Raw genomic sequence first — 16,773 nt, 5'->3', positions numbered from 1 at the left:
CCGACATGTGCGCGGCTTTCTGAAAGTCAAACCGGGAGCCAGGTCATCCGCTGCCCGTGCGGAGCCGTCCTGGCCAGCGCGCGGACGTCCGGGACGCCACCGTCCCAGCGGACGAGCCCGAGCACGGCCTGGTCCGCGGGTTCGGCCAGATCGGCCCGGCCGGGCACCAGCGGCTCCAGCGCGGCACCGTAGAACTCCTCGCTGACCCACCACAGCGGCCGGTCCGCGGCGAGGTTCCGCAGCTCCTCGAGGAAGTCGGCCCGCCGCTCCCCCAGATACGCCAGCACATGGCTGGTCAGCACGACGAGAGGAGCGTCGGCGGGCAGCGTGGCGGCCGACGACGCGAGATCGTCGACGGCGTCGCCGGTGATCAGCTCGGGCCGCTGCTTGCCCTGCGCCGCCGCGGCCGTGCGCAGGAGCCGGATCCGGTCCGGCTGGTCGGCCCAGACGCAGGCTTCGAGCCAGGCGAGCTCGTCCTCGTCGGCGAGGTCGACCGGGGCGCGGTCGAGGCCGGCGCGGGCGGTGATCGTCAGCTTCTTCGGCACCTTCGGCGTGACGGCGCCGAGCGCGAGGTCCAAGGCGCAGTGCAGGCCGACGGCGGTCTTCGCGGGCCCGGCGGTGAGCTGTTCGCCGCCGTCGCACTGGTAACGGTAGGCGTATTTGTCCAGGCCGAGGAGCAGCCCGGCGCTACAGCCGACCTCGAGCAGCGCGATCTTGCCGCCCGCTTCCTTCGCCGCCGCGGTCACCGCGGGGTAGAGCAGCGCCGCCCGGCGGACCTCGTTGGTCTGCGTGTACCGCGACGCGATGATCGCCCTGGCCTTGTCCGCCCGTTCGAGCAGGAACGACCGGAAGAGCGGCCACGTCTCCGTGTCCACCCCGTCGAACCCGCCGACGGACGGGTAGTACCGCGAGAGCGGGTGGATCGGGTCGGCCTGGATGAGCCGGTGCGCGGTCGCCATCAGCAGCGTCCCGCGCGCTTCACCGCCGCGCGCGTCGGCGAGCAGCCCGGCGACGTCGTCGTCCTCGGCCGCCTTCGCCGCCAAGTGTTCGTACAACGGCGAAACACCGGCCGCCTCGACGGTCGCGAACTTCCGCAGGCGGCTCTTGATCTCATCCAGCCCGATGGGCATCGACGCGCTCCCTCTTCCCGTTCGTGACACCCGTCATTCGTGCGGCACGGGACGGCCGGGCTGTTCGCCGCCCCTGCTGTCACCGTAAGACCGCTTCGGCACCATCACCTTGCGACGGAACACACACACGATCGTGCCGTCCTGCTTATAGCCGCGGGTCTCGACGTAGACGACGCCTCGATCGTCCTTCGACTTCGACGGCGTCTTGTCCAGCACCTCGGTCTCGCCGTAGATGGTGTCACCGTGGAACGTCGGCTTCACGTGTTTCAGCGATTCGACCTCGAGGTTCGCGATCGCCTTGCCGGACACGTCCGGCACCGACATGCCCAGCAGCAGCGAGTAGACGTAGTTGCCGACCACGACGTTCTTGCCGAAATCGGTGGTCTCCTCGGCGTAGTGCGCGTCGAGGTGCAGCGGATGGTGGTTCATGGTGATGAGGCAGAACAGGTGGTCGTCGTACTCGGTGACCGTTTTGCCCGGCCAGTGCTTGTAGACCGCACCGACCTCGAACTCTTCGTAATAGCGACCGAACTGCACCCATTCCTCCTGCACGAGTAACGCGGCGTGAGCCTGGGACGACAGGCATTCGTGTTGAGGAGTACCCTCGACCATTGGTGTCGGGTCGTCAACGCGACCCACACCACTGCGTAACCGTCCGCCGAGTCGAAGGAGGTGAGGAACCCGATGTCCAGTGGCGATAGTCCGCTTCCTAGTAGTCGCAGCGTTTCCGCCTTCACATCTCGCCGGATCCCCACCTGGCAGGGCTGACGAAACCGGGAACGCTGGCCTAGCCGAGCGGCCCCCCGACCGCTTGGCCCGTCGTCTTCGCGCACAACGCACGACGTCTGCCCAGGAGATCCCATGCCTGCCATTCCCTCGCTCGGCGGCCTTCGCGGCCGGAGCAACGGCCGCGCCAAGAGCGTCCCCGAACGCCCGCTGCCCGTCCCCCTTTCGGCGTACGTCGTCGACTGCGCGGTGTACGTGGACGGCAAGCGCCTGCCCGGCCGCTGGACGCACGCCGAGGCGATCAAAGAGGTGCGCAAGCGGCACGCCGGGTTCGTCTGGATCGGCCTGCACGAGCCGGACGCCGTCCAGATCCAGGGCATCGCGGAGACCTTCGGCCTGCACGAGCTGGCCGTCGAGGACGCCCTCGAAGCGCATCAGCGGCCCAAGCTGGAGCGCTACGACGACACGCTGTTCATGGTGCTGAAGACCGTCCGCTACGTCGAGCACGAGTCGCCCGCGACGGCGAACGAGATCGTCGAGACCGGCGAGCTGATGGCCTTCCTCGGCCGCGACTTCGTGATCACCGTGCGGCACGGGAACCACTCGGGGCTCGCCAGGCTGCGCCGCGAACTCGACCAGGACCCGGAAAGGCTCGAACTGGGGCCGTCCGCGGTGCTGCACGCGATCGCGGACCACGTCGTCGACCACTACCTCGACGTCACCACCGCGATCGAGTCGGACATCGACGAGATGGAGACGCACGTCTTCGCGCCGCGCTCCAAGGTGAGCGCCGAGCAGATCTACTTCATGAAGCGCGAGGTGCTGGAACTGCGCCGCGCGGTCATGCCGCTGGGCACTCCGTTGCAGCGCCTCGCCGAGGGCTACACGCGGCTGATCCCGGACGAGGTCCGGTCGTACTTCCGCGACGTCTCCGACCACCTCACCACGGTCGCGGAGCGGGTCGCGAACTTCGACGAGCTGCTGACCACCCTGGTGGACGCGACGCTGGCGAAGATCACGCTCCAGCAGAACACCGACATGCGCAAGATCACCGCGTGGGCGGCGATCATCGCGGTCCCGACGGCGCTGGCCGGCATCTACGGGATGAACTTCGACTACATGCCGGAGCTGCACTGGCGTTTCGGCTACCCGCTGGCGATGACGATCATCTTCGGCGTGTGCATCCTGCTTTACCGAATATTCCGGAAGAACCGCTGGCTCTGACCGTTCTTCCCCTTCGGTGAATTCTGGAGTTCCTCATGCCAAGGATGCTGACCAACCTCAAGTTCTGGGCCCTCGCCTTCTGCCTCGTCTGGCTGGGCATCGTGATCGCGATCATCGCCAAGGACCCCGCGTTCGCGCACGGCACCAAATAGCGCCTCCGGCATTACGCTGGAGCGCGTGAAAGCGCTGGTCGTCGCGGACGAGGTCGAAGAGCGGTTGTGGACGTCCGCCGTCCGCAACCACCCGGCCGACCTCGTCATCGGCGCGGGCGACCTGCCGTACGGGTACCTCGAATTCCTGGCGAGCGCGCTCGACGTGCCGTGCGTGTTCGTCCCGGGCAACCACGATCCCGACCTGTCCGGCTACACCCGCTACGGCGGACTGTCCATGAAGGACGGTTTCCCCACGGAGTGGCCGGGTCCGGCGGGCGGGGTGAACGCGGACGGCCGCGTCGTCGACATCGGCGGGCTCCGCTTCGCCGGGCTCGGTGGTTCCGTCCGCTACAACGACGGCCCGAACCAGTGGACGCAACGCCAGCAGGCCCGGCGTGCCCGCCGTCTGGTGCGCCGGGCCGGGTTCCGCCGATGGCGGGACGGGCGGGGCGTCGACGTCCTGCTCACTCACGCGCCGCCGCGACACTGCGGCGACCGCGAGGATCCGCCGCACCGCGGGTTCGACTGTCTGCATCGCACGATCGAGTCGTTGCGGCCGAAGTGGTTGCTGCACGGGCACATCCACCCGCACGGTGAACCCGTGCCGGACCGGGTGATCGGCGGGACCACGGTCCGCAACGTCGTCGGGCACCGGATCATGGAGTTCCAATGAAGGACACCGGTTTTCCCCGGGCGGACGCGGAGCACGACTTCCTCCGCGCGCGAAGGCGTCAGGTGTTGTCGCGGCTGGCGAACTGGCTGCGCGGTGAACCCGACGACGTCAACATCATGCTGCCGTTCCACGAGGTGGTCGACGCGCTCGGCTACCTCGGCGAGCGGAAGATCGGGGCGCGGGTGATCCGGCTCGATTCGATCGTCGGCAGCGTCGACCGCGGCCGCGACTTCGACCGCCGGTTCCGTCCGACGTCGGGCCGCGTCCGCGAACGCTGGGAACGGCTGGCGCTCGCCACCAGGCGCGGCGAGTCGATCCCGCCGATCGAGGTGTACCGCGTCGGCGAGCTGCATTTCATCATCGACGGGCACCACCGCGTATCAGTGGCGCACGCGATGCGACTGTCCACGATAGAGGCGATGGTCACCGAGGTCCGGACCAAACTGGACCCGAGCGGGATCCGGTACCGCGGCGACCTGATCGTGAAGGACTACCGACGGCTGTTCCTGGAGCGCGTCCCGCTTTCCGGGCAGTCGCGGGCTTCGGTGGTGTTCACAGATCCGTGGGACTACGCGCGGCTCGGTGAGCACGTGGAGGCGTGGGGTTTCCGGCTGATGCAGGACGAAGGAACCTTCTCGGACCGCGCGACGCTGGCGCAGCGGTGGTTCGACGAGGAGTTCGTGCCGGTGGTGGCGATGCTGCGGCAGGCGGATCTGATCGGCTCGCGGACGGACGCCGAGGCGTACCTGTGGGTCGCTTGCGAGCGGTACCGGCTGATCCGGACGCACCGGTGGGACGACGAGGTCTTCGAGGCGGTGCGACGGCAGTCGTGAGTGGCGATTCGGGTTATTGAGCAGAAAGGCAAAGGTGTCCTGTCAGGTGCCAAGTCCGTGAAGGCCTCCTTGAGGGACCCAGAGTCCCTCAAGGAGGCCTTCACGGACCGGTGTTCGGTGGCGATCAGCGTGGTGAAGGGGACTTTCCCCTCATCGCACGAGCGGAAAGTCCCCTTCACCCCGGGTCATCCGTCCTCGTGGGCGGCGGAGTCCCCGAGCGTTGCGAAAGCCACTTTCGCAACCTTCAACGTTGCGGAAGTGGCTTTCGCAACACCCGAGGTCGGCGTACGGGCGAGCGAAGGAACACGCCACATTTGCCTTACCCCTCAATAACCCGAATCGCCACTCACGAACTACATGTGGACCGCCACCGGAGCTTCGGCACCTTCGGGAGCCTTCGCCGGGGCGCCCGACCGCAGCAGCAGCCCGCAGATCACCGCGCCGATGACGAAGATCCATCCGGCCCACACGAACGCGGTCGTGTAGCTGTGCACGGCCGCTTCGGCCGCGAGTTGCGGCGTCGGCGCCTTTCCGACCAGGAACGACGTCGCCGCGTTGCCTGCCAGCGTGCTCAGCAGTGCGGTCCCGATCGAGCCGCCGACCTGCTGCGCGGTGTTCACCGCCGCCGACGCGACACCGGCGTCGTGCGTGTCGACGCCGAAGGTCGCGACGCTCATCGCGGGCGCCATGGCGAGGCCGATGCCGACACCCATGACCATCAGCGGGAACAGCACCCCGCTCGCGTACGTGCTGGAGGTGTCGATGGCCGAGAGCCAGAACAGTCCCAGCCCCGCGATCAGCATTCCCAGTGACACCAACGGTTTCGCGCCGAACTTCGGCAGCAGCACCGCCGTCGCCGACGTCGCGCTGGCCATCAGGGTGGCCACCATCGGCAGGAACGCGACCCCGCTCTGCACCGGCGTGAACCCGAGGTTCAGCTGGATGTAGAAGGTGAGGAACAGGAAGATCGAGAACATCCCGATGGCGATCAGGAACATCGCGAGGTACGAGCCGCCACGGTCGCGGTCGAGCAGGACGCGCAGCGGCAGCAGCGGGTGTTCGGCCCGCTGCTGGATCGCCACGAACGCGGCGAGCAGCACGACACCGGCGGCGAGGAAGCCCCACACCGAGATCGAGGACCACGAGTCGCGCTCGGCGTTCGCGAAGCCGTAGACCAGCGCGAACAATCCGGCCGACGCGGTGATCGTGCCCGGGATGTCGAGCTTCGGGCGCGGGCCGTCGGACTCGGAGTTCTTCAGCAGCACGAACGAGCCGGCGAACGCGATCACCGCGAAGATGATGTTGACGTACATCGACCAGCGCCAGTCGAGGTATTCGGTCAGCACACCGCCGAGCAGCAGGCCGATCGCCGCGCCGCCACCGCCGATCGCGCCGAAGACACCGAAGGCCTTGCCGCGCTCCTTCGGGTCGGTGAAGGTCGTGGTCAGCAGCGAGAGGGCCGCCGGAGCCAGAAGGGCGCCGAAGACACCCTGTGCGGCGCGGGCCACGAGCAGCATCTCGATGCTGGTGGCGGCGCCACCGATCGCGGACACGATGGCGAAGCCGGCGAGCCCGACGAGGAACGCGCGTTTGCGGCCGAAGAGGTCCGCGAGCCGTCCGCCCAGCAGGAGCAGGCTGCCGAACGCGAGCGCGTAGGCGGTGACGACCCACTGGCGGGCGTCGTTCGAGAAGCCGAGGTCCTGCTGCGCCGACGGCAGCGCGATGTTCACGACGGTGGCGTCGAGCACCACCATCAACTGGGCGAGGCCGATCATCACCAGGATCAGCCATCTCCTGGCGTGGTGCGGGTTGGAGTGCTGCGCGGCCGCGTCCCCCGACGGCGTGGCGACAGCGGTGGATGACTCAGACATACGGGCGGTTTCCTCACCGATAGTGACGAAGAAGCTATGTGGAGTAGGTATCTCCCCTTTCGTCGCCCAAGGTACACAAGAAGTGGAGAACTGTCCTCTACTTCATTTGTTAAGCTGGACGGATGGCTCGGGACCTCGCTCCCGCCGCACCGGCGCGGCCGCTGCGGCGCGACGCTGAACTCAATCGGCAGCGCATCATCGCGGCGGCACGCGATGTCTTCGGCGAGCGCGGGCTCGAAGCGACTCTCGACGACGTCGCGCATCACGCCGGCGTCGGCGTCGGCACCGTCTACCGTCGCTTCCCGAGCAAGGAACACCTGGTCGAGGCCATGTTCGTCGACCAGTTCGAGACGATCCGCGAGTTCGCCGAAGAAGCGCTTCGCGCCGAAGATCCCTGGGAAGGCTTCGCCGGTTTCACCTGGCGCGCGGCCGAACTCCACGCCGGTGACCGCGGGTTACGAGAGGTCATGCTGTCGAACGTCTTCGGCCAGGAGCGCGTCGCCGAGGCGAAAGCGCGCATGGTGCCGTTGATCACACAGCTCGTCGAACGGGCTCAGACGGCGGGCGTCCTCCGCGCGGACATCGTGCCGACGGACATGCCGCTGCTGCACCAGATGGTCGGCTCGGTCATCGAATTCACGCACGGTATCCAGCCGGACCTGTGGCGCCGGTGCCTCGCGATGCTGCTCGACGGCCTGCGCGCCGAACCCGGCCGCGCGACCCCGCTGCCGCACCCGCCGCTGGACGTCGAGGCACTGGAAGAAGTCATGTGCTCCTTCCGCCTCCCCCGCCTCCGCTGACCCGCGTTTAGTCCTCTGAATGCGGTAGTTGCGCGTGCAAGTACCGCATTCAGAGGACTAAACGCGTCAGGGGAGCTTCGGGAACACGGCCACGGCGACCTCACGCGCCGCGGCGCACGTGGCGTCCTCGGGCGCGCCGTCGACGCCGACCACCGAGAGCGTCGCCTGCTCGACCCGGTCCGGGGTGCCCGGGATCGGCCGGTGCGTGGTCACCTGGCAGAACGCGCCCGACGTGGTCACCTGGGCCTGTCGTCCGCCCAGCGCCTCCGTCGCGGCCGGCGTCGTGTCCGACACCACAGACAGCGAGAAGCTGACCTTGCCGCGGATGCAGTTGTGCCCGGACAGCGCCGGGGCGGGTTTGGTCTCCGGACCGGCGGCGGCGTCGAGTTCGTGCTGATCGAGCGGGGCGCACGGGGCGACGCGGCCCCACGAGCGCTGGTCGAGGTTCAGCCGCCCGACCTTGCGCGCGGTGATCACCTCGGCCGCGCCGCCGACCGTCGCGTCGGCGACCCGGCAGCGGTCGAGCCGGTCCGCCGGGGCCTTGTCGTCGGAGGTGACGGTGATGGACAGCCGGATCCCGTCGGCGAAGGTCAGCAGACGCGTGCAGGTGGTTTCCTCGTTGAAACTCGACTGCTGGACGCTGACGCCTTCCGGCAAGGGCCCGGCGTATTCGTAGGGCCGGTTGTTCGGGTCCTGCCCGGAGGTGATCGGGCCGGTGAGCACGGTGTAGCGATTGGCGCCTTCGACGAATTCCAGGCGGCAGGACTCGAATGAGCTCAACGGCGGTTTGACCGCGTTTCCGCCGCCGATCACTTTTCGCTGGTCGACGAGGCTGCAATAGTCGAGCGACGGGTATTCGCCGAGCGCCTCGGACGCCGTCAGGGCCTCGTCACCAGCGGTGGTCGGCGACGGCGCCGCCACCGGATCCGGGGTGGAGCAGGCCGCGGCGAGGAACAGGCCACAGAGTCCGGCGATCAGTCTCTTCGGGGGCACCGGAGAAGTATCGTCAAAAGATCCCGGAACACCACCCCTTACGGGCGAAGAACACAGGGTCCACCACGTTTTCCCAGGTGGGTGCTTTACCGCGATTTCACGCCCTTAGGGGTGGGTTTCGTTCCGCGGTGGGATGCGGCCGCGCCGTCACGCGACGAAAATGGGTTTCACACAACGTGACGACCGAGAGGGAAGAACCGTGAGCCACCCCGTAGCCGCCCGCCTGACCCGTCCGCGCCAGGGCCGCATGATCGGCGGCGTCTGCGCCGGGATCGCCAAACGCTTCGGCACCACGCCGGGCAAGGTCCGCCTGCTCGCCGTGCTGTCCTGCCTGCTGCCCGGCCCGCAGTTCATCGTCTACCTGGTGCTGTGGCTCGCCCTGCCCGAGAGCGAGTACTGATCCCGGGCAGGACGAGTCGGGGTCACTCCGTGTAGGTCAGGTTCTTGCCGCTGGCCCCGTCGAACAGCTTGATCTTGTCCGCGTCGAACCAGAGCTCCACATTCTGGTTCTCCGCGGCCGAAGACGCCGCGGACAGCCGGGCCACGATCTGCGACTCGGCGCCCGGGACGTCCGAGGATCCGCTGTCGGCGGCGAGATCCGCGAGGTCGGACGACGACGCGACCTCACCTTCGACCGAGAAGTGCGCGAACTTCTCCGAACCCATCGATTCGAGGACGTCCACGTGGGCGGTGAACGTCGCGCCCTGCCGGGCGGACGCGTCCACCAGCGCGGCGTCCTCGAAGTGCTCCGGCCGGATGCCGACGATGACCTCACGCGGCGCGTCGGCGGCCTCGGCCAGCTGACGCACCCGGTCGGTGAGCGGGATGTCGCCCAGCGCGCTGCGGGCGGTCCCGTTCTCCAGCGTGGCAGGCACGAAGTTCATCGACGGGCTGCCGATGAACCCGGCCACGAACAGGTTCGCCGGGTTGTCGTAGAGGAACTGCGGCGACCCGATCTGCTGCACGTAGCCCGCCCGCAGCACGACGACCCGGTCGCCGAGGGTCATCGCCTCGGTCTGGTCGTGCGTGACGTAGAGCGTGGTCGTGCCCAGCTGCTTCTGGATCTTCGACACCGAGGTCCGCATCTGGCCGCGGAGCTTCGCGTCCAAGTTGGACAGTGGTTCGTCCATCAGGAACGCCTTGGGATTGCGGACGATCGCGCGCCCCATCGCGACGCGCTGCCGCTGCCCGCCGGAGAGGTTCGCCGGTTTGCGGTCCAGATGCCCGGTCAGATCGAGGATCTGCGCGGCCTCCTCGACCTTGGACCGGACGATCCGGTCGTCGACCTTCGCCAGCCGCAACGGGAACGCCATGTTCTCCCGCACGCTCATGTGCGGGTACAGCGCGTAGGACTGGAACACCATCGCGATGTCACGGTCCTTCGGCGCCTTCTCGTTGACGCGCTGGCCGTCGATGCGCAGCTCGCCGGAGGAGATGTCTTCCAGGCCCGCGACCATGTTCAGCGTCGTGGACTTGCCGCAGCCGGACGGGCCGACCAGGATGATGAACTCGCCGTCGGCGATCGTGATGTCCACTTCGGACACCGCGAGGGCGCCGTCCGGGTACTTCTTGGACACTTTTTCGAGAACGATTTCAGCCATGGGTCAGCCCTTCACCGCACCGGACGTCAGCCCCGCCACGATGCGACGCTGGAAGAACAACACGAACAGGATGATCGGGACGGTGATCACCACGGCGGCCGCGGAGATCGTCCCGGTCGGGTCTTCGAACTGCGAGGACCCGGTGAAGAACGACAGCGCCGCCGGGACCGTGCGCGAGGCCTCGGTCGAAGTCAGCGAGATCGCGAACAGGAAGTCGTTCCAGCAGAAGATGAACACCAGGATCGCGGTGGTGAACACCCCTGGTGCCGCCAGCGGCGCGATCACCTTCCGGAACGCCTGCGCCGGGGTCGCGCCGTCCATCTTCGCCGCTTTTTCCAGCTCCCACGGGATTTCCCGGAAGAACGCGGACAGCGTGTAGATCGACAGCGGCAGCGCGAACGTGATGTAGGGCAGGATCAGCCCCGGCCAGGTGTCGAACAATCCCAGCTCACGTTCGATGTTGAACAGCGGCGTCACCAGTGAGACCTGCGGGAACATCGCGATCAGCAACGACATCCCGACCAGCACCTGCTTGCCGGGGAAGTCCAGCCGCGCGATCGCGTACGCCGCCATCGTGCCGAGGACGACCGCGATCACCGTCGCGATGATCGCGATGCCGATCGAGTTCACCAGTGCCCGGATGAATTCCGTGGTCTCGAAGATGTCCGCGTAGTTCTGCCAGGTCCATTCCGACGGGATGAAGTTCCCATCGTCCAGGGTCTCCTTGGTCTTGAACGAAAGCGAGACGACCCAGAGCACCGGGAACAGCGCGAACACCAGGACCAGGATGTCGATGAGGCCCCATTTGACCTTGCGGCCGGGAGTGACCGCTCCACCGATGGCCATCAGCGTTTACCCCCATTGTCACTGCCGGGTGCGGCCGTGCCGAACACCTTGATGAAGATGAACGCGATGATCGCCACCGTGATGAAGATCAGCACCGCCATCGTCGACCCGATCCCGAGGTTCAGCCCCTTGACCAGGTTGTTGTAGGTCTGCATCGACACCGACGACGTGTCCTGCGCGCCGTTGGTGAGCACGAAGATGTTGTCGAAGATGCGGAACGCGTCCAGGGTGCGGAACAGCAGCGCCACCAGGATCGCCGGCTTCATCACCGGCAGCATCACCTTGGTGAACCGCTGCCACGCCGTCGCGCCGTCCATCGCCGCGGCCTTCAGCAGGTCGTCCGGCACCAGCGCCAGCCCCGCCATCAGCAGCAGCGCCATGAACGGCGTCGTCTTCCACACCTCGGCGAGCACGATGATCGCCAGCGAAGGCCAGTACTCGGTCAACGGCGCGGTATCCGGGAAGAACAGGTTGGCCAGGTAGCCCGTGTCCGGCGTCCAGGCGTAGTACCAGGAGAACGCCGCGACCACGGTCACGATGCCGTACGGGATCAGGGCGACCGTCCGCACGAGGCCCCGTCCGACTAGCGTCCGGTGCATGATCAGCGCCAGGCCCATGCCCAGCACGAACTCGATGATCACCGAAACGATGGTCAACCCCATCGTGGTCCCGAACGCCGTCCACCAGTAACCGTTGGACAGCACCGAAACGTAGTTCTCCAGGCCGACGAACTCCTGCTGCGCCGGGAACCGGAGGTCGTAGCGTTGCAGGGAAAGCCAGATCGAGTAGATGATCGGATACCCGGTGACGGCGATCATCACGAACGCCGCCGGGGCACACAGCCAGAGCCCCAGTCTGCGCTCGGCCTTCTTTCCTTCACTGAGAACGGGTTTCGCCTTCTTGCCCGGCTTGCTCTCGGTCGCCGAACCGGCGGTTTCCTGCACGGTCACGGGATCACTCCCTTCGACTGGAGCGCGTCGGCGAGCTCTTTCTTCAGCTTCTCCGCCGTCTTCTGTGGATCGATTTCAGAGGGCGGGGAAAGCACCTTCGACAACACGGTCGAGGCGTTCTGGTACGCGGGCGTCAGCGGGCGCACCGCGGCGTCCTTGAGCGCGTCCAGAATCGTTTCCCGCATCGGGTATTTCGTGTCCATGCTCGGGTTGTCGTCGCTCACGCCCGCTGTCGCGTCGAGGGGGACCGTGTCGGTGTAGAGCGATTCGAGCGTCGGCGGGACACCGTCCTTGAGCGCGGAGAACTTCTGGTTCTTCTCGTTGCGCAGGCACAGCGCGACCTCGTAGGCCTCGGCCTTGTGCTTCGAAGTCGAGCTGACCGCCAGGTTGTAGCCACCGATCGTGGTCTTGGCGGGCTTGCCCGCTTCGAACCGCGGATAGGTGGTCCACTTGAAGTGCTGCAGCTCGGCCTTCTTCTCCTTGGCGTAGGAGGCGTAGACGAACGGCCAGTTCAGCTCGAAGGCGGCGTTGCCGCGCTGGAAGGCTTGACGGACCTCGTCCTCCTTGGAGTTGGTCAGCGACGGGTCGGTGATCCCGGCCGTGGTGACCTTCTTGAGCATCTCCAGCGCCTTGATCGCACCCTCGTCCATCACGACGGACTTGCCGTCGTCGGAGAGGATCTTGCCGCCCGCCGACTCGACGAGCGTGTTGTAGATGACGACGAGGCCTTCGTACTGCGCGCCGGTGAACACGACGTTCCCCGGTTTGCCCTGCACCTTGAGCGCCTTGGCCTGGTCGATCATCTCGTCCCAGGTCTTCGGCGGCGACGGGGTCAGCCGGTCGTCGTACCAGAGCAGCTGGACGTTGGTGTTCTTGGTCGCCGCGTAGAGTTTTCCGTTCCACGTGGCGGTTTCGAGCGGCCCGGGCAGGACACCCGCGGTCGCTTCGGCCTTCGCCTCACCCGTCCATTCTTCGGCCCAGCCCGCCTCCGCGAACTCGGACACCCACGTGACGTCCAACCCCAGGACGTCGAGCGAATCGTCCCCGGCGGCCAGACGGCGCACCATCTGTTCCCGCTGGCCATCGGCCGGTCGCGGGAGCTTGTTGTAGACGACCTCGTACCGCCCGCCCGAGGCCTTGGTGCAATCGTCCACAACGGACTGGAAGTTGTCTTCGGGCGCGTAGTAGACGTTGATCTTCAGGCCGGCATCCGAACCACAGCCCGCCAGCAGGCCGACCGTCAGCGCTGTCGCGCCGAGTAGCGAGCCGGTGCGGCCTGGTGAGCGGCCCCTTCGGCTCGCGCTCATCCTCTTCCCCATGAGGCCTCCTCACCCGCGCACGCCTGGGGAACGGCGGCACTAGGACGCGTTGAAGAAGCCCGCGCGCCAGCACCCCGACGTGCTAGTGCTCAGGCGGACACGCTGGAGTACATGACCGCCCGACTGGTGTTGTGCAACCTATTCCGGGCGATCACCGCCCGCAAGCAGTATCGGTAACGATTCAGCGGACCGCACGACGAACAGGTGAACGAGTACCGCCGAATGTCAGTCGGCCCGGCCCCCGCGTCACCCGGCGGGACGACCGCCCAGGGCGAGCTGGGCCAGAAGCTCACGCCCCTGTTCGGCCGATCGTGGCTGGCAGAGCACGTCGTAGCGGCCGGCGACCAGCTGGCTCGCGGAGGAGAAGTCGCGGCGGGACATGCTGTAGCTGATGGCCGCGAAGACCGTCCACGCCAGAATGCCGAGCACGAGCCCGCCGATCATGGGCTGCCAGGCGAACCCCTGGTTGTTGAACATGCCCAGCAACAGCCCGATGATCAGGCCGAACCACGCGCCAGAAACCGCCCCGGTGCCCAGCACCCGGCCCCAGCTCAGCCTGCCGAGGATGCGTTCCACGAGCATCAGGTCGACGCCGACGATGGTCACGTCGGCGACGCCGAATTCCTTCTCCGCGAGGAAGTCGACGGCGTGCTGCGCCTCGCCGTACGTCGCGTAGGAGCCGATCGGCCAGCCGGAAGGCGGTGTCGGCAGCCTGGGCAGCCCACCTGCGGCCCGGCCGCCTCCGCCAAAGGGAGCACTCACGTAATCACCTCTCGCCCGTCCCGGTCCATCTTCTCAAGGACGGGCGAAAGGCGCGAACGTTCAGGAGCGGGACTTGTACTCACGGAGCAGGCCGCGGCTGATGATGGTCTTCTGGATCTCGCTGGTGCCCTCGCCGATGAGCAGGAACGGCGCCTCGCGCATCAGGCGCTCGATCTCGTACTCCTTGGAGTAGCCGTAGCCGCCGTGGATGCGGAAGGAGTCCTGGGTGACCTCGGCGCAGTACTCGCTGGCGATCAGCTTCGCCATGCCGGCCTCGACGTCGTTGCGCTCGCCGGAGTCCTTGAGGCGGGCGGCGTTGACCATCATCAGGTGCGCGGCCTCGACCTTGGTGGCCATCTCGGCGAGTTTGAACGCGATCGCCTGGTGCTCGGCGATCGCCTTGCCGAAGGTCTTGCGCTGCTGGGCGTACTCCACGGCCAGCTCGAACGCGCGGATCGCGATGCCACAGGCGCGCGCGGCGACGTTGACCCGGCCGACCTCGACACCGTCCATCATGTACGCGAAGCCCTTGCCCGGCGCCTCGCCGAGGACCTTGTCGGCACCGATCTTGTAGCCGTCGAACACGGCTTCGGTGGTGTCGACGCCCTTGTAGCCCATCTTGTCGATCTTGCCGGGGATGGTGAGGCCGGGCGCGACCTCACCGAAGCCCTCCGGCTTCTCGACCAGGAAAGTGGTCAGGTTCTGGTGGGCCTTCTCCGCGCCTTCGTCGGTCTTGACGAGCAGCGCGATCAGGGTGGAGCTGCCGCCGTTGGTCAGCCACATCTTGGAGCCGTCGATGACGTAGCCGTCGTCGGTCTTGCGGGCGCGGGTCTTGATCGCGGCGACGTCGGAACCGAGGTCGGGCTCGGACATCGAGAAGGAGCCGCGCACCTCGCCGGTCGCCATGCGGGGCAGGAAGTGCTGCTTCTGCTCCGGCGTCCCGTGACGAGAGATCATGTGCGCCACGATGAAGTGCGTGTTGATGACGCCGGAAACGCTCATCCAGCCGCGCGCGATCTCCTCGACCACGAGCGCGTAGGTCAGCAGCGATTCGCCGAGGCCGCCGTACTCCTCCGGGATGGTGAGCCCGAACAGGCCCATCTCCTTCATCCCCTCGACGATGTCGGCGGGATAGGTGTCGGAGTGCTCGAGCTCCTGCGCGCGCGGGATGACCTCCTTGTCCACGAACTGGCGGACCGTGGCCAGGATTTCGGACTGCACGTCGGTCAAGCCGGCGGTCTGGGCGAGGCGAGCCATCGCTGCTCCCTAAATTCGCGCGCACCGGGCTCCCGGCGCTGGGTTACCGGTGAGTATGACGCCTGACCGGGGACCTCGCTATGAGCGCAGTCACGCGTACACCATCCGTGCCATCGCACTACAGTGGCAAGCCGATCACAGTCCGAGGGGGACGAACGTGGCTCAGCAGCCGTTTGGTGGATTCCCACCGCAACAGCAGTACACCTTTCCGAACCAGGCTCCGGCGCGGAGCAAGGACTCCGGTCTGGCCATCGCCGCCCTGATCTTTTCACTCTTCGGACTGATCGGACTGGTGTCCGTGATCCCGGGGATCGTCATGGGGCACGTCGCCTTCGCGAAGGCCCGGCGCGGCGAGGTGGGCGGCAAGGGGATGGCGCTGGCCGCGTTCATCGTCGGCTATCTGATGATCATCCTGTACGCCATCGCGATCCCGGTCCTGCTGAACGTGGCCGCGAAACACGGGGCATTCCGCTGACGACTACGGTCCGAAGCCGACGAGGGGACCCGCAATGACGAATCCGCACGACCCGTACGGGCAGCAACAGCCTTATGGGCAGCAGCAGCCTTCCGGGCAGTTCGAGCAGCCGTACGGTCTCCAGCCGTATCAGCCTCAGCAGCAGTACTACGTCCAGCAGGCCTACGTCCGGCCGCCCGACCAGGGCATGGCGGTGGCGTCGCTGGTGTGCTCGCTGATCGGGCTGATCATGTGCTTCCCGGCGCTGCTGGGGATCATCTTCGGGCACATAGCGCTCGGGAAGGCCAAACGCGGCGAAGCGGGCGGGCAGGGCATGGCGCAGGCCGGGATGATCATCGGCTACGTGATCACCGGGCTGTGGCTGATCCCGATCATCCTGTGGTTCGTTTTCGTGGTGTTCGCGGTCGGTGCCGCGGGCGTCCGGTGACCCGTTCGGAGGATACGGTGGGGTCCCGCACGAACCAGGGGGCCAACGGATGAGCAGTTCCGACTCGCAGGACACACCGTCGACGTCGTCCTACACCGACTCGAACACTTTCTCGGACCCGACTTCGGCGTCCCCGGCGCCCTCGCCGTCCGAAGCGATGTCGAGCCCGCAGCAGTTCCAGCCGCCGGAACCGTTCACGCCGCCTCCGCCGTTCGAGCCGCCCGCTCCGTTCGAGGTTCCTTCGGCCGATGCGCCAGCGCCTGCCCCTGAACCGGCTCCTGCTCCAGGGCCGGATCCGGTGCCCGTGCCGGACGAGACGTACGGGCAGACCATCGATCCGCTGACGGCCGAGCCCGTCCCACAGTCCTTCGCGGCTCCGGACGCTCCGCCCCCGCCGATGTACACGCCGACGCCGCTGCCCGCCGCGTACCCGCCTCAGCCGTACGGCCAGCCGTACAACCCGTATGCGGCCACGGCGGCGCCGCGGTCGCAGGACAACGGGATGGCGATCGCCGGGCTGGTGTGCTCGCTCGTCGGGCTCTGCTCGTGCGTGACCGTGATCGTCGGGGTGATCCTGGGGCACATCGGGCTGGCGAAGGCGAACCGCGGCGAAGCGGGCGGGCGCAGCATGGCGCTCGCCGCGGTGATCATCGGTTACGTCGTGATCGCGCTGTACGTTGGCTTCTTCGGGACTTTGATCATTCTGGGCGTCAACGGGGAGCTGGATTAGCGAC

General features: G+C 67.3%; 18 protein-coding genes. 8 read left to right on the top strand and 10 right to left on the bottom strand.

Going from position 1 to position 16,773, the window contains the following annotated elements; genetic code table 11:
• Positions 1 to 26 precede the first annotated feature (26 nt).
• A complete protein-coding gene (locus B0293_RS13340; protein ID WP_005167585.1) occupies positions 27 to 1,130 on the bottom strand; it encodes a DUF2332 domain-containing protein in 1,104 nt (367 codons plus the stop codon).
• A gap of 33 nt (positions 1,131 to 1,163) precedes the next feature.
• Entirely contained in the window at positions 1,164 to 1,742 is a 579-nt protein-coding gene (locus B0293_RS13335; protein WP_342364835.1) for a MaoC family dehydratase, read from the bottom strand.
• Between the two features lie 249 nt (positions 1,743 to 1,991).
• Here B0293_RS13335 and corA point away from each other — a divergent pair, with 249 nt between their 5' ends.
• The 3 genes from corA to B0293_RS13320 all read left to right on the top strand — a co-directional run bounded on the left by corA (position 1,992) and on the right by B0293_RS13320 (position 4,738).
• Positions 1,992 to 3,080 (top strand): magnesium/cobalt transporter CorA, encoded by a 1,089-nt coding sequence (gene corA, locus B0293_RS13330; RefSeq protein ID WP_005167582.1) that lies wholly within the window; start codon positions 1,992 to 1,994, stop codon positions 3,078 to 3,080.
• Positions 3,081 to 3,257: 177 nt separating this feature from the next.
• Positions 3,258 to 3,905, top strand: coding sequence for a metallophosphoesterase family protein (locus B0293_RS13325; protein WP_005167579.1), 648 nt, complete (start codon positions 3,258 to 3,260; stop codon positions 3,903 to 3,905).
• Positions 3,902 to 4,738 carry a ParB N-terminal domain-containing protein gene (locus tag B0293_RS13320; protein ID WP_005167577.1) on the top strand — a complete coding sequence of 279 codons (837 nt, stop codon included), beginning with the start codon at positions 3,902 to 3,904 and terminating at the stop codon, positions 4,736 to 4,738. Before B0293_RS13325 ends, B0293_RS13320 begins: the two co-directional genes overlap by 4 nt.
• A gap of 353 nt (positions 4,739 to 5,091) precedes the next feature.
• Here the strand turns inward: B0293_RS13320 and B0293_RS13315 are convergent, their stop codons facing one another.
• The gene (locus B0293_RS13315; protein ID WP_005155358.1) at positions 5,092 to 6,609 is read right to left on the bottom strand and encodes an MFS transporter; all 1,518 of its coding nucleotides are present in this window, start codon (positions 6,607 to 6,609) and stop codon (positions 5,092 to 5,094) included.
• Between the two features lie 122 nt (positions 6,610 to 6,731).
• Here B0293_RS13315 and B0293_RS13310 point away from each other — a divergent pair, with 122 nt between their 5' ends.
• Positions 6,732 to 7,409: a TetR/AcrR family transcriptional regulator gene (locus tag B0293_RS13310; protein WP_005155359.1), complete on the top strand. Its 678-nt coding sequence runs from the start codon at positions 6,732 to 6,734 to the stop codon at positions 7,407 to 7,409.
• 66 nt (positions 7,410 to 7,475) lie between these two features.
• On the opposite strand, the gene B0293_RS13305 is transcribed toward B0293_RS13310, so the two are convergent.
• On the bottom strand, positions 7,476 to 8,402 hold the full coding sequence (locus B0293_RS13305; RefSeq protein ID WP_005155360.1) for a hypothetical protein: 927 nt from the start codon (positions 8,400 to 8,402) through the stop codon (positions 7,476 to 7,478).
• A gap of 199 nt (positions 8,403 to 8,601) precedes the next feature.
• On the opposite strand from B0293_RS13305, the gene B0293_RS13300 reads away from it, so the two are divergent.
• Positions 8,602 to 8,802 carry a PspC domain-containing protein gene (locus tag B0293_RS13300; protein WP_005155361.1) on the top strand — a complete coding sequence of 67 codons (201 nt, stop codon included), beginning with the start codon at positions 8,602 to 8,604 and terminating at the stop codon, positions 8,800 to 8,802.
• A 22-nt stretch (positions 8,803 to 8,824) separates the two neighbouring features.
• On the opposite strand, the gene B0293_RS13295 is transcribed toward B0293_RS13300, so the two are convergent.
• The 6 genes from B0293_RS13295 to B0293_RS13270 all read right to left on the bottom strand — a co-directional run bounded on the left by B0293_RS13295 (position 8,825) and on the right by B0293_RS13270 (position 15,137).
• Positions 8,825 to 10,003: an ABC transporter ATP-binding protein gene (locus tag B0293_RS13295; RefSeq protein WP_005155362.1), complete on the bottom strand. Its 1,179-nt coding sequence runs from the start codon at positions 10,001 to 10,003 to the stop codon at positions 8,825 to 8,827.
• 3 nt (positions 10,004 to 10,006) lie between these two features.
• Complete coding sequence (locus tag B0293_RS13290; protein ID WP_005155363.1) at positions 10,007 to 10,849, bottom strand: carbohydrate ABC transporter permease; 843 nt, start codon at positions 10,847 to 10,849, stop codon at positions 10,007 to 10,009.
• A complete protein-coding gene (locus B0293_RS13285) occupies positions 10,849 to 11,799 on the bottom strand; it encodes a carbohydrate ABC transporter permease (RefSeq protein ID WP_005155365.1) in 951 nt (316 codons plus the stop codon). Before B0293_RS13285 ends, B0293_RS13290 begins: the two co-directional genes overlap by 1 nt.
• Complete coding sequence (locus B0293_RS13280) at positions 11,796 to 13,118, bottom strand: ABC transporter substrate-binding protein (protein ID WP_005155367.1); 1,323 nt, start codon at positions 13,116 to 13,118, stop codon at positions 11,796 to 11,798. The genes B0293_RS13285 and B0293_RS13280 overlap by 4 nt, the downstream gene beginning before the upstream one ends.
• 246 nt (positions 13,119 to 13,364) lie before the next feature.
• The gene (locus B0293_RS13275) at positions 13,365 to 13,880 is read right to left on the bottom strand and encodes a general stress protein (protein WP_005155368.1); all 516 of its coding nucleotides are present in this window, start codon (positions 13,878 to 13,880) and stop codon (positions 13,365 to 13,367) included.
• 60 nt (positions 13,881 to 13,940) lie between these two features.
• The gene (locus B0293_RS13270) at positions 13,941 to 15,137 is read right to left on the bottom strand and encodes an acyl-CoA dehydrogenase family protein (protein ID WP_005155371.1); all 1,197 of its coding nucleotides are present in this window, start codon (positions 15,135 to 15,137) and stop codon (positions 13,941 to 13,943) included.
• Between the two features lie 157 nt (positions 15,138 to 15,294).
• On the opposite strand from B0293_RS13270, the gene B0293_RS13265 reads away from it, so the two are divergent.
• Genes B0293_RS13265 through B0293_RS13255 form a run of 3 tightly spaced genes read left to right on the top strand, consistent with a single transcriptional unit; the run spans position 15,295 to position 16,769 of the window.
• Entirely contained in the window at positions 15,295 to 15,612 is a 318-nt protein-coding gene (locus B0293_RS13265) for a DUF4190 domain-containing protein (RefSeq protein ID WP_005155372.1), read from the top strand.
• A gap of 34 nt (positions 15,613 to 15,646) precedes the next feature.
• On the top strand, positions 15,647 to 16,039 hold the full coding sequence (locus tag B0293_RS13260) for a DUF4190 domain-containing protein (protein ID WP_005155373.1): 393 nt from the start codon (positions 15,647 to 15,649) through the stop codon (positions 16,037 to 16,039).
• 49 nt (positions 16,040 to 16,088) lie between these two features.
• The gene (locus tag B0293_RS13255) at positions 16,089 to 16,769 is read left to right on the top strand and encodes a DUF4190 domain-containing protein (protein WP_005155374.1); all 681 of its coding nucleotides are present in this window, start codon (positions 16,089 to 16,091) and stop codon (positions 16,767 to 16,769) included.
• Positions 16,770 to 16,773: the final 4 nt, after the last annotated feature.

The sequence above is a fragment of the Amycolatopsis azurea DSM 43854 genome, assembly GCF_001995215.1.
GTDB lineage: Bacteria > Actinomycetota > Actinomycetes > Mycobacteriales > Pseudonocardiaceae > Amycolatopsis > Amycolatopsis azurea.
The sequence above is the reverse complement of the archived record's forward strand: the minus strand, read 5'-3'. Positions and strand labels throughout refer to the sequence as shown.